At 65.3% G+C, this 12,886-nt stretch carries 11 protein-coding genes; 4 read left to right on the top strand and 7 right to left on the bottom strand.

Features of this window, described 5'->3' with window-relative positions:
- Window positions 1–8 precede the first annotated feature (8 nt).
- The 5 genes from C4J65_RS25565 to C4J65_RS25540 all read right to left on the bottom strand — a co-directional run bounded on the left by C4J65_RS25565 (window position 9) and on the right by C4J65_RS25540 (window position 5,199).
- Window positions 9–308, bottom strand: a complete 300-nt coding sequence (locus tag C4J65_RS25565; protein ID WP_076976591.1) for a WXG100 family type VII secretion target — start codon at window positions 306–308, stop codon at window positions 9–11.
- 61 nt (window positions 309–369) lie between these two features.
- Window positions 370–717 carry a WXG100 family type VII secretion target gene (locus C4J65_RS25560; RefSeq protein WP_003973296.1) on the bottom strand — a complete coding sequence of 116 codons (348 nt, stop codon included), beginning with the start codon at window positions 715–717 and terminating at the stop codon, window positions 370–372.
- Window positions 718–773: 56 nt separating this feature from the next.
- Window positions 774–2,063, bottom strand: coding sequence for a S8 family serine peptidase (locus C4J65_RS25555; protein ID WP_115744495.1), 1,290 nt, complete (start codon window positions 2,061–2,063; stop codon window positions 774–776).
- A 1,718-nt stretch (window positions 2,064–3,781) separates the two neighbouring features.
- Window positions 3,782–4,231, bottom strand: coding sequence for a hypothetical protein (locus tag C4J65_RS25545; RefSeq protein WP_115744493.1), 450 nt, complete (start codon window positions 4,229–4,231; stop codon window positions 3,782–3,784).
- Window positions 4,232–4,581: 350 nt separating this feature from the next.
- A complete protein-coding gene (locus tag C4J65_RS25540) occupies window positions 4,582–5,199 on the bottom strand; it encodes a hypothetical protein (protein WP_115744492.1) in 618 nt (205 codons plus the stop codon).
- Window positions 5,200–5,466: 267 nt separating this feature from the next.
- Here C4J65_RS25540 and C4J65_RS25535 point away from each other — a divergent pair, with 267 nt between their 5' ends.
- The 4 genes from C4J65_RS25535 to C4J65_RS25525 all read left to right on the top strand — a co-directional run bounded on the left by C4J65_RS25535 (window position 5,467) and on the right by C4J65_RS25525 (window position 9,868).
- Complete coding sequence (locus tag C4J65_RS25535; protein ID WP_115744491.1) at window positions 5,467–5,988, top strand: hypothetical protein; 522 nt, start codon at window positions 5,467–5,469, stop codon at window positions 5,986–5,988.
- 76 nt (window positions 5,989–6,064) lie between these two features.
- Window positions 6,065–8,380 (top strand): hypothetical protein, encoded by a 2,316-nt coding sequence (locus C4J65_RS25530; protein ID WP_115744490.1) that lies wholly within the window; start codon window positions 6,065–6,067, stop codon window positions 8,378–8,380.
- Between the two features lie 3 nt (window positions 8,381–8,383).
- Complete coding sequence (locus C4J65_RS36160) at window positions 8,384–9,010, top strand: hypothetical protein (RefSeq protein ID WP_162833352.1); 627 nt, start codon at window positions 8,384–8,386, stop codon at window positions 9,008–9,010.
- A gap of 168 nt (window positions 9,011–9,178) precedes the next feature.
- Window positions 9,179–9,868, top strand: coding sequence for a hypothetical protein (locus C4J65_RS25525; RefSeq protein ID WP_115746625.1), 690 nt, complete (start codon window positions 9,179–9,181; stop codon window positions 9,866–9,868).
- A gap of 119 nt (window positions 9,869–9,987) precedes the next feature.
- Here C4J65_RS25525 and mycP read toward each other — a convergent pair whose 3' ends face one another.
- Entirely contained in the window at window positions 9,988–11,250 is a 1,263-nt protein-coding gene (gene mycP / locus C4J65_RS25520) for a type VII secretion-associated serine protease mycosin (RefSeq protein ID WP_115744489.1), read from the bottom strand.
- Between the two features lie 29 nt (window positions 11,251–11,279).
- Window positions 11,280–12,806, bottom strand: coding sequence for a type VII secretion protein EccB (gene eccB, locus C4J65_RS25515; RefSeq protein ID WP_115744488.1), 1,527 nt, complete (start codon window positions 12,804–12,806; stop codon window positions 11,280–11,282).
- Window positions 12,807–12,886 lie beyond the last annotated feature (80 nt).

The following is a 12,886-nucleotide window of genomic DNA, read 5'->3' as shown; positions in this document are numbered from 1 at the left end:
CGCCGCGTCTACTGCAGGTACCTGGACGCCGCCAGGTCACCCTCCATGTACGTACCGCCGGACGACCCCACGACATGGCCGATGCCCATGAGGGCCTGGTGGATGTCGGTGGTTTCCTTGCGCCAGAGTTCCAGCTTCAGCGCGTAGGCCTCCTGAGCCTTGCCCGCCCAGTACTGCTTGCTGCTTTCCACCATCTTGGTGAGCTGCTGAATGTCCTCGTCGAGCAGCTTCGCCTCATTGGCGAGGTTCGTCGCCGCGAAGTCGAGCCCGTCGTATGTCACCTGCAGACCGTCGGCGTTACGGCTCATCTCTGCTTACCTCATCTCGTTCGGAGTGTGCTGCGGCTGTGGCTGACGTCTGCCGCTCGCCTCAGAAGGAGCTGAGGGGCGACGACTGCACCGTGGGAGCACCGTCGTTGACGTTGATCTTGTTCACGGCAGCGAGGACTTCGTCTTCCTTGCTGTCCTTGATGTTGCGCGTCGCGGTCATCGCGTCCACGACGTCCGCGAGGATGCGGCCCATGTTCTGCAGCGACGTGTTGATCTCGTACTGCTTCTTGTCGAACGCGGCACGGCCGATGCCCTGCCACTGACCCTCGAGACCGTCGATCACACCCTGCAGGTTGTGGACCCGCTTGCGGATGCTCTCGAACTTCTCGTACATGTCCTTCTGCAGCTTGACCACCGCTGCGTCTTCGAGCTTCTGGTCGACGGCCATGATCCGCCCCTGCCCTCCCTGTTGCTTCTCTCCATACGACACCGACGACGCCGGTGTCAGTTCGCGCGCCGGGCCCGCAGTACGGCGAAGACGCCCCCACCGATCACGACCACGGCTGCGGCGGCGCCGAGTGCGATCCACAGCGTGCTGCCGCTGTCGCTCGACGCGTCGGCCGCAGCGGTCTTCGCATCGTCCGATCCTGCGGCCGCCTGCTTGTCCTTGGAAGATCCCGCGGCACCCTGTGACGGGGCTGTTGCGCCCGAGGAAGGCTTCGCTGAGGCGGATGCCGGCGGAATCTCCGTGACCAGCTTCTCCCCCTCCTGCGTGTTCTCCTTCCGCAGCGGGTCGGCGTACGGCTCACCGGCGTCGTAGTTCGGGTCCGCCAGCACCGACCGGGGGCGGATGGTCCCGTAACCGGCGGTCGAGGTCGGCTCGTCCTTGGGCCACTTGCGACCGGCCGTGTCGATCAGCGCCCGGGTGACCTGGTTCGCCGTCCAGTCCGGGTGCGCGGACCAGATGAGGGCGGCTGCGGCGGAGGTGATGGCGGTGGCGGAGCTGGTGCCGGTCATGTCGTGGCAGTACTGGTCGAAGGTCGGCCTACAGTAGCCAGGCATGTTCTCGCCCGGTGCCACCAAGTCAACGTAGTTGCCCGACTGAGCGAAGTCCGAAACGTGACTCTTCTTGTCGATGGACGACACACCGATGACGTACGGATAGGCAGCGGGGTAGCCGATATACCCGCTGTCCCGTCCCTCATTCCCCACACCCGAGACCAGCAGCTTCCCCTTGGACGCTGCGTACTCCACCGCTTTTTCGAAGTCCGGCTCATAGGCGGGAGAGGTAAAGGACATGCTGATGATGCGCGCATCGCTGTCCGCTGCGGCCCTCACCGCTTCCATGGGGGTAGGAGCACGCTTTTCTCCCTCGGCGTCGAGCGAGCTCCCCGTCACGATGCGATACGGCACGATCTCCGCATCAGGCGCCAGCCCCTGGATGCCCCCGTTATCCCCGGTGCCGGCGATCAGCTCCGCCATCGTCGTCCCGTGCCCGTCGTAATCCTCAGTGGCACCGTACGCGACTTGTTTCGGAACTTCGTCAGCCAGGACCTGACCTCTGAGTGACGGCGTGTCAGGGTTTACTCCTGTGTCGATAACAGCGACCTTGATGCCCTCCCCCGTGCTGGCCTTCCACATCTTCTCGGCCTGCATGGGCCCCAGATACCACTGCTCCGACTGCACATCGGCCGCAGTGGCACCCTGAGCAAAGCTCACGCCGCCGACAACCAGGGCACTCGCGACAGCGCCCCCCACGCGTACTCGCAGCCGACGACGTGTTGCTGACTTCATGATGGGGTGAGTCCTCGCTCGCGCTCAGTTGACAACCGGCGGCACATCTCGCCGCGGATTCGTAGGCAGGTGTGTCTCTTCGTCCTCAACCAGGTAGTCGGGTCGCTCGGCGCCTTCCTCCCTGCGCTCGTCGCGACGGCGCCCACGTCCTCCGGGACCGCGTACGAGCCCTGCACCACCGCGGGTCATACCGTTCCGTTCGGCACGCGTGGCAGACCTCGACCCCGTGGGCACACCGGTGATACCGGGCTTCGCCGTGGAGCGGCCCTTGCCCGACTGAGTCCCGGCGTCGGCCCCGACGACCGTGCCACGGGGGAGCTTCGGTCCACTCCGTCCCGTTGCACCTGTGGTGCTCGTCGGCCGACCGCCGACAACACCACCGGTCCGGCCGGCTCCGGTGACCGGGCCTGCCGGTCTCGGCGCCATCGTGGGGTTGGGACGCGGTGTACCACCGCTCACCCCGGGCCCCATGAGGGACGGCTTAGCTCCTGACGTGAGCCCCTTCGCCACGGGCTGCTGCCCGGCAGGAGTCGGACGTCCCACCTGATTGAAGGGCCCCTGGTTGCCTGGACGCCCGGGCCCCGGGCCCCCACCCTGACCGGGAGGAGTCACACGTCCCTGGGCCGGGAACGGTGCCCTGGTGCGACCGGGTCCACCATCAACCCGGTCAGGGCGACCAGGGGGCATCGGAGGGCCGAAACTCGGACCGAACGGGCCAGTCGGTCCTCCACCGTCGCCTGGGGGCAGCGTGGTCGACAACGTGGGACCGGAAACGGGAGCTGTGGGGAGTGTGGGCGGGCCAACACTGTCAATGGTCGTCGAAACAGGGACATCAATGTCAACGAATTGTCGTGTTCTGCCGTATGGCGAAACAACCCCGTCGCCCGTGTCCTGCGGCTGGGACGGCCCTTCCACACTTGCGCTTGAGCGGTCACCCGAGGGAATTCCAGTCCGGCTCCCCTCAACACCAACAGTCGGCAGAGTTCCATTCCCGCTGTCGACAGGGCTCGTACTGGGCTTCGGAACCCCGACGTCCGGCATACTCGTGAACGTTGGCGGCTTCAGTCCCGCCAGGAACTCCTCCGACACTGCGTAATAGGACGACAGTCGGTTCATCTGGTTGATCGCCTCTTGGCGATTCTTCTCGACGCGAACCGCTTCCACGTACTCGCTGTTGCCCTCGACCTGCATAGGCGTCGGGAGCTGCTCGGGCCGCAGCGCCTTGCTCGTCGGCCGCGAGTCACGTTCCGGCATGGCCGTGCGCACATTCGCCAAACCCACAGCGGCAGCGGTGATCTGGTCTCCCGCCCCGCCCGCAAAAGCACTCAGACCGTGCGTACTGGTGACGAGAGAACGCCCCCACTTGCGAAAGGCTTCGCCCGCCTCGCCCACCCAGCGAACATTGCCGATGTGACCGTCCAGCTCCTTGGCGGCCTCCTTGATGGCGTCCCGCGCATCCCACAGCGCCTTACCGGAGCTCTCCAGGTCTTCCGGTTTCGTCTGTTCGACGAGGTCGACCATCTCGTTGAGGTCGTGGTTCTCGAAGTTTGTCCGGCCTCGCATAGCCGAACCCAGCGGCGTCGATTCGACTGTCGACTTCAGCAGCCCACCGAAGAGCCCGAACGAAGGCCGTTCCTCCAGGCTCCGCGTCAGGTCCGCAGCGGTGTTCTGCCGAGAGACTCGGTCGTAGTCCGCCCCGTGGTGCTTTTCGGACATGTCTACAAGCCCCCGCTGACTGTCGATTCGGTGCGTTGCTTACCGCCGCCGCTGTCATCCTCAATCTGCTTGATCTGCGTCTGGATCTGCGCGAAGCGGCGGCGCTGCTCCTCCTCAAGGTTGTCGAAGCCCACGTGCGCACCCCTGACCGCGATGCCAATCGCCTCGATTTGAAGGTGCAACGTCTTCGAGAGGCTGGTGAGCTCTTCGTGGACCCGGTTGTACTGCAGGTACAACGCGTGGGCCTCCGGGAAGGCGCTCGTGCTGCCGCTGTTGAGCGAAGAGGGCTTGATCCTTTGTGCGCCGATGTGCGTCGGATCGCCCGCTGAGCCCTCGAGATTGCGAAGCGCGCTGTCCACCCGCTTCACGAACGTCGACAGCGCCTCGCCCGTGACCTCCAGATTGGCCGCCCTGGCGGCGGACGCCCCTCCCACCATTTCGGCTGGAAGCATGCTGCTACCTCCCCCGCTTCCCCGTACATCCATCGCTCGAGCCAGTCTGGACCGCTCGCACGCGCAACTGATCGTAGCCGCAAGAGATCGTCACTGTAGTCATCGGGTAGCTCATGCCCAACCGCCATTTGCGCCAGCCTCCTTGCTGGCACACGCTGGCCGACCGCGACGCCGGCCCTACCTTCCCTGGACTCTTCATCCACAGCCAACGCCGACTCTGCGGCCTAGCCCGACACCACTCCTACGGCCGAATCCGCACCTCACGCTCTTCTGGCGCCAGTCGTGTCAGCCACAATGCGCCATGTAAGCAACTGACTTATCTAGAGGGCTGCCTAGAGGGCTGGGACGTCTCAACAGTCGCCTGACCGGCTCGACACGGTGAATGTGTACTTCGGCAGCTTCACCGCCGCCGCGTCGCCGGAGAGCCCGGGCGCCACCGTCTCGATATATCCGTCGTGGGAACGCTTGACGTCCATGCAGAAGGCCGTGTCCGCCCCGTTCGCTGTGATGCGGTACTGGGCCTGGTCGGAGACCGCCGGGCCGACCGACGTGGCGTCCACCCCCAGTTGGGGGGCGTCCCCGCCACCGTGCTCAACGACCTCCTGCTCGACCTTCCTGGCGTATTCACCGTCGAAGTCGGTCGGGGCGTCTTCCTCCAGCGGGTCGCCGTAATTGAAGCTGCCGTCAAGGGCTCGCGTCGCGCCCTTGACCGCACTCGTCAGTTCGTCGTCGCTCCACTCCCCATTGTCCTGCACGGCCAGCCCCTGGAAGCCGACGACGACACAGGTGACGGCCATGACGACCAGGATGATGCGGCCAGCCACGAAGGCCCCGTCCGGGAGGTCCGGAGCGGAGGGATTCAGCGACTCCCGCCACGAGCGAACACGGTCGGCCTTGATGCATGCCATGAGAACCAGCACGGCAGCGAGCACGAACAGGAAGATCGTCAGCCCTGTCAGTTCTGACATCTCCGTCCCGCCCTTGTCCGACGTGGTTGCCGTGCACCGTGTTGACCCACCGCCAAGACCTTCCCCCTCCGAGCGTCACCGTCGCAGACGGCGTGGGCCGGAGACTCTCACCCTTCCGCCTGCGAAGACGCGTACGTCTGTGGCTGGCCGAGGACCTACGTCACCCAGTCCAGCCGTTGCTAGGTTATGGCAGAGTCCGGTCATCGTACGGCGCCCTCCGGTCCGCGATGGCGTCGGCGGTCCTGCACACGGGGAAGGTAGCCGTCCATGGCATGGGACGAGTGGGAGCAGCTCAAGGCCGACGCGTTGGAGCGGCAGCAGGGCGGCTCCGCGCACATGCAGTTGAATCAGCTGGACGGAGGCGGCCCCATCAAACCGCCGAGCCGGTACGGGGACCTGAAGGTCAAGAACGACGCCCTCACCAAGGTCGGCAAGGACGCCCACACTCTGTACAACCAGCTGTGGGACAAGGCCCGTGTCCACGTCGTCAGCAGCGACAGCGCCGCAGGCGATCTGTCGAAGCAGGGCTTCGCACTGGGCGCCGGGCTCAAGCATGTGTCGACCCGTTGGGACGAGCAGCTGAAGTCCTTGATGGACGCCTGCGCCCAGATCTCCAACCACATGCAGGTCTCCAAGAAGACCCATGACGGTGACGAGGGGTACATCCTGCGTCAGATGAGCAGCATCGCGACGCTGGACGCAGGTTTCGACGAACGGGTCGGGCCGCCTGGAAAGCACAACGACATCTACGGCGAGCAGAGCAAGGAGAAGGAGAAGGAGAAGGACTGACGCGCCCGCGCCCCGCTGATGGGCGGGCGATCCCGGCTCTCTCCCTTCCCCCGACTCACGAGGAACGAATAGCTCCATGGAACTCGAAGCGCTGCGCGATGCCAACTTCAAGCTGGTCGACGATGCCCTCACGGACTGGTCGACCCTGGTGGGCAGTCTCGCCGAGATGAAGAAGGATGCAGAGGACAACCTGCATCAGGGCGCCAACAAGGCCGATTGGGCCGGCGTGAATGCCAAGGTGTCCAAGGAGTTCATCGGGAAGACGGCGGGCGAGTTCGCCGACGCCCATACCCAGGCGAAGACCATCTACAAGATCCTCAATGACACCGTGGGCGAGCTGAAGGACTATCATCAGCAGCTTCTCGATGCCCTTGAGGGAGGTCGCAAGAAGAACCTCACGGTCATCGGCTTCGAGGGTGGTTTCACTGTCACCACGAACGCACCGCCCGAGGCGCGCAGCAAGATGGACCAGGACAACAAGGCCGACATCACTGCGCTGCGGGACCGGATCCAGGGCATCCTCAACAAGGCCACCGAGAGCGACGAATCGGCCAAGACCGTCCTCCAGGCCATCGCCGACCAGAGTTCGCTGGGCTTCTCCGACGCCAACTACACCGACCGGGACTCCGCCGCCGAGGCCGTCAAGAAGGCCGAAGAACTGGCGGCGCTGGCGAAGAAGAACCCTGACGACCTGAGCGTCAAGGACTTCGACAAGCTCAACGCGGGGCTCAAGAAGTATGCCGGCGACGACCTGTTCGCCGAACGATTCGCCACCGCGCTCGGCCCCAAGGGGACCCTGGAGTTCTGGACCGGGATCAGCGATCCGCAGCGGGGGAACTGGGACTTGGGGCGTGAGCGCCTCGAGAAGTTCGACGACTTGCAGCGAAGTCTTGGCATGACGCTGGCCACCGCGACGCAGAGCGATTCGACGGCGATGGGCACCTGGAAGCACACGATGATCGACATCGGTGACAAGCCGCTGTACGGCGAGCGTGGTGGTGGCCCGATGGGCTTCCAGGTCATGAGCAACCTGATGCGGACCGGCGACTACGACGACGGGTTCCTGAGGGATTACGGGACCAAGCTCATGGAGACCGAGCGGAAGCTCACGGGGAATGGGGAGCACCGAAACCCCATGTGGGGTGTAAGTGGCGCCAGTTCGTGGCTCAACCGGATCGGGGAGGACAGTGGTACCGACCCGCTGACCGGTTACCTGAAGGGACTGTCCAACAGCCCTGCCGCGGCAACGGACTTCTTCAACCAGCAGTACGTGTCCAAGGACGACCCGGACAACCCCTTCGAGCGCGACACCGACGACGACGGAAAGAAGGGCAAGGTCTCCTTGTCCAACTTCCAGTATCTGTTCGAAGAACGGGACTGGCCGCAGGAGTCGAACCTCAAGGGCGACGACCTGCATACCGGACAGAACAATCTGGCACTGGCGCTGGAGGCGGCGACCACAGGCCATCCGGCAGGCGAGCTGCCGACGGCAGATACGCCGGCACACAACGATGGCCAGGCCAAGCTTATGCAGAGTGCCGTCTCTTCCATCGCTGACGACCCCTCCCGACTTACGAAGAACAGTTACATGTCCGACAGTATGGGTCAGATTGCAGCCGAATACATGCCGGACATTCATCGCGCTTTGCACCCCGGCACTCAGGATGAGGACAAACTATTCCCTGTCGCAGGTTCGGCAGCACAGCTCAGCGAGACCGACACCACCCGATTTCTGTATTCTGTGGGCCGCAATCCTGAGGGTTATACGGCGGTCAACCTTGGCCAGCACAGCTATACGACAAGCCTGATGCAGTACCACTTCCAGCATCCCGAGATGTACCTGAACGATCCGAACTTCTCACAGGACGAAAACCTGAAGAAGACCATTGAGGACGTCGCCCGTGTGGGCGGCGAGATCGAGGGCACCATCGGTGCTGGACGAGCCTACGAGGGCGAGATTGAGGGCGGCAAGAAGGACGCCGACTACAACGCCGTCATCGAGAAGGTCGGAACCTGGGGAGGCACCGCTGTCGGAATCGGTGTCGGCCTCGGTACGGCTCCACTCGTCGGGCCAGGAGGTGTAGTTGTCGGCGGAGTGGCCGGCACTGCGGCGGACGAGATCATCGGAGCGATTACCGAAGGCGCCATGAAGGACAGTTCTGGCGAGGTCATCTACCGCAATGGACAGGATCTGGAAGGCACCAAAGATTCCACTTATACCCTCATGGAGACCGCCGCCAAAAAAGCGGGAGAAAACGCCGGTAATCCCTCTCCGTTGATTATCTCGGCCGCCGTCACGGCGGCCGAGCAGGGATTCAATAATGCTGGAAAGAATGTACATGACGCCCTCGACGGTGAAGGCATTCCGCGACAGCTAGAAAAGGAAGACTGAATCGTGAAGCTCGCACGGAATGGATATGTAACCGCGGTTGCTGCCATCGCGCTCGCAGCTCTGGGCTGCGCCGCCTATCTGTTCAAGATCCCTCCGTTCTCCGAGGAACATGGAGAAATCAACGCGAGCGCGGTGTGTCAGTCACTCGGGTCGGTGTCCAAAGCCAAAACAGCGCTCACCTCCGTGCTGCCAGAAGCCTCTTCTTACGCGTTCGACGACGAGGTCCAGCTTCGTACGGACGGTGATGACAGCTACCGCTCCGACTGCTTCGTCTCCGGGGACGGCAATCAGCTCATGTCCGTCACAGCCGAGATGATGCGCGACGAACCATTGAAGGACTGGGTGGAGAGCGAGGTGGCTGAATCGGCGGGCCAGCAGCATCTGTCGCCCTTCTTGGGAGAAGTGAAGAGTGCCGCCTCACCATCGGTAGCCGCCATCTTCATGCCGTGCGTATCACCTGGCAATATCCCTGGCGGCCAATACAACATTAGTGTTGTGGTGCATCTCAAGAATGCAAAAAATGCAAGCGCCACAGACAGGCGTAAATCGTTGATCGAGTTGGCGAGGGGCGCCGCCGAGTACGCACAAGACAAGGGGAAATGCAACGCACCCTCCGAACTGAGTGCGTGACAGCTCACCGCGTTTACACAGCGAGGGCCCACAACCACCTGGATCGCATGCATCGCCACTTTCCTCACCCCACCGCACCTGCCGCGAGGTCGGGAACGACCGGGAGAACCAACAGGGCAACGACCCGGACACCGGCTGAGGCCGGGGAACGGCCGAGGAGACATGAAGATGTGGTCCGTGGTCAATCGTAGGCCGGTACGCGGGGGACTCCTCTCTGCAGCCGTGGCCGGCTCGTTGGTTCTCGGAGCCACGGGTTGTGGTGGGGAGAAGGACAAGGGCGGCGTTCCGGACGACTACAAGGTCGTTGCGGGGACGCAACTCTGCGGTGGTAACGCCGTCTCCCCCGACGCGGCCAAAGCACTGAAGATGATCACGGGGTCTTCACGGTTCGAAGCCTCGGGGGAGGAGTACAGCGTCGAGCAGGCGGCGACGGTCCTCGCCACCATGTACAACGCGCCGGGCAGTCGGCGTGGCGACGTCTGCCGTATCTACACGCCCCTCGGCACGCCGGATTTCGACCTCAGGGTCACCTGGAGGCATGTGGACCCCGACGCGACAGGCTCTCCCGCCTCCAAGTTCACCATGCTGAAGATGGGGGAGCAGACCCTTGCGGCAGCGGACAAGGCATACGTCCAGTTCGGGTGCAAGAGCGACAAGGTGGCCGGCACGTCAGAAGTGGGCCACCTTGAAGTCGGCGTGGAGCGCTGGGGCATGCCGACGGAGCCCGAGGGCAACGTGGAGGCGTTGAAGGACGCCTACGCGACCGTGGCCCACTCCTTCTCGCTGGCCATGGCCAAGGAACTGGGCTGTACGGACAACGGCGGGCTCCCCGCGAATCCTGTGCCGGAGCCCGCGTAGCCACCGGCGACGCCTCACGGCGTGGACCCAGGAACGTGTCTGGCCGCCCTGCGCTGTCACGCTCGGCTCAGCGCCTGACGGCTTTGCCCGAGCCCTGCCTCGTACCTCTGTCAGCGCCGTCAGCCATTTCGCCGCCGTGAGTCCCGTACCGCCACCGCTGTCCCGCCGAGGCCCGCTGCCAGGACCAGGGCGCCGACGGCCACGTAGGTGCCCAGGCGGGTGTTGCGTTCGGCGGCGGTTTCGCCGAGGTGGAGGGGAGGGACCTCGGGGGCCTTGGCTTGGACGTCCGGCTTTTCGGCTGCGGGGGATTCCACCGGGTGGGCCGGGTCCACGTCCGTCAGGGCCTTGACCGGGTCGATCACGCCCCAGCCGACGAGGCGGTCGTGACCGGGGATGGAGCGTTCGGCCGTCTGCTCGATCTGGGCGACGATCTGCTCGGCCGTCCATTTGGGGTACGCCGACTTCAACAACGCCGCCACCGCGGCCACGTAGGGCGCGGAGAAGCTGGTGCCGTTGTCGGAGCAGTGGCCGCCCCCGGGGACGGTGGAGATCATGTCGACGCCGGGGGCCGCCACGCCCACGAACTCGCCGGCCTGGGAGAAGGACGCGCGTTCGTTGTTGCGGTCGGAGGAGGCGACGGCGAGGACGCCTTCGTAGGAGGCCGGGTATGTCGTCTTGTCCTTGCCGCCCAGGCCGTCGTTGCCCGCCGATGCGACGATCACGACCTCCTTGTCCAGGGCGTAGTCGACGGCCGACTCCAGGGTCGAGGCGGGTTTGACCGCCTTGGCCGTGTCCTGGGAGATGTTGATGACGTCGGCGCCCGCGTCCACGGCGTGCCGGATCGACGTCGCGAGGGTGTCGGCCGTGCCGTTGCCCTCCGCGTCGTTCTGCTTGATGGGGATGATCGTGGCCGCTGGGGCCAGGCCGACGAACCCGGTGCCCTTGGCGGGGCGGGCCGCGATGATGCCGGCCACGCGGGTGCCGTGGCCGACGGTGTCGGTGGTGCCGTGGGCGTTGCCCCGGTCGATCTTCTCGCCCTTGTCGTTCTTCTCGGGGAGGTAGTTCCTGCCCTTGGACGCGTCGACTGCGTCGGTGAGTTGGGGATGTTTCACGTCGACGCCCGTGTCGATCACGGCGACCTGGACGCCCTTGCCCTTCGTTTGGGCCCACAGCTCGTCCAGGTTGACGCGTTGGAGGGCCCATGGCCTGCCCTCGTAGTTCTCGGAGGGGAAGGTGCACTGCCCGCCGTCGGCCGCTCGCGCCGCGGGGGCGGCGGGGAGGAACGTGAGTACGGTCGGTGCGGCCAGCAAGGTAGCGGTGAGCACAGCCGTCGTCAGCGTGCGGACCCGGCCAACACCGCACGCGGGCTTCTGCTTCTGCATGGTTTCGGTCTTCCGGGCAGACACGGGTGTCACGAGCCCTGCGGCTGGCGTGCGGCTGCCTCGGACAGGCGTGGGCCGGTGGGCAGGAACGTCGACCACTTCGCCGGAACGGGTGATGGTTCCACGTTCTCGTAGCCGAGCCTCGTCTGGGCGATGCGGGACTCGCTCAGTTCCTGCTCACGCTTCTTGTCGGACGTACCGATGCCCTTGTCGTCGGTGGCACTGTCGCTGTTGGACTGCAGGGCGTAGCGCAGTCCGGTGTCGGTGACGAGGAAGACCCCGCCCGCCTTCGTCTCGCTGCCCTGGAACTGACGGTAGAGCTGTCCGGAGCCCGGAGTCACGTACGCGCTGGAGGAGCCGGTGGGCAGTTGGGCGGGGAAGCCGGTGCTCGCCCAGGTGGACAGGGTGGTGTCACCGTTCTTCGCGTCAACCGAGCGCAGGACGCTGCAGACGGTGTTGCGGCCGGAGGTCGCCGAGGTGCCGTCGTTGACCGTCTTCGGGCGGTACGACGGCCAGTTCCGTTGATCCGCGAACTCGACGCTGTCGACGACCGCGCCGGGGCTGACCTGCCGCGCCTCGCCGGCCTGTCCGACTTCGACGAGGGCGCCGCTGTTGAGCAGCAACGTGGCCGTGAACTCCGAGACGCGGGCCACGGCGCCGCTCTGCACGACGTAGTACTGCATGCGCCGCCCGTCGTACGCCTTGATGACCATGCCCACCTTGTCGTACTGCCCGAGCATGTCTGAGGCGCCGGCGTCCGCGCCGGGCGTGCCCTTGATCTCCGGGATCTCGATCGGGTCGCCCTTGTGGAGCGTGTCCAGCCAATCCTGGGAGACGCGCTGCGGGGCCCGGCCCTGGGTGTCCAGGGCTTTCAGGAGTTCCTTGTCGGCCGGATCGGCCAGCGCGTAGGCGGAGCCGTGCGAGTCGACGACGTACTGGGATGTGCCGTCCGGTCCGACGACGTACATCAGGTCGCCACCGGAGAGTCTGTTCTTGCCCTCCGTCCTGGACCAGTCCTTCTCCGCGAAGACGAACGCCGCCTTCTGGATGGCCCGGCCGCCCGGGCCGGGCCGTTCGCAGACGGCCCAGCGCTTGGCCTGCTCGGCGTCGTCGGGACCGGGCAGGCGGTCGGGGGCGTAGGGAATGCCGATGGTGGCGCCGTGCGGTGGGGCGCCGCTGTCGAGGACGCCCTCGTCCACCGTGATGACGCTGTCCTTGTCGGGGTCGAGGAGGAGCTTGGCGGAGGCCATGTTGAGGACCGGATGCAGCTGCTTCTTCCCGTCGGTCTTCAGGACGACGTACCGCGTCGTGGAGTCGCTGGCCACGATCACGTGCCCGCCGGCCTCGTCCCACCCCTTCGGTGCGGTCGGGCTGAACAGACCGATCGCACCGAACACGGCGAGCACCACGATGCCGACGACCGCACCGGGGACGATCGCGCGCAGCGGCCTGGGGGCGCCTTCCTCCGAACCGGACGGCGAAGGCTGCAGGAAAGACGCGAGTGTGCGGCGCTTCGCGAAGGTGTGGGCGTTCAGTTCATCGCGCCGTGATGCCATGTGTCTTCGTTCTCTCCCCGTACGAGTCAGACCCGGCCCCTACTATGCCTGTTGCCGGACGGTGCACGGGGCACCGGTAG

The sequence above is a fragment of the Streptomyces sp. CB09001 genome, assembly GCF_003369795.1.
Classification (GTDB): Bacteria; Actinomycetota; Actinomycetes; order Streptomycetales; family Streptomycetaceae; genus Streptomyces.
Note: the sequence above shows the minus strand (reverse complement) of the source record. Positions and strands in the feature narration are given on the sequence as shown.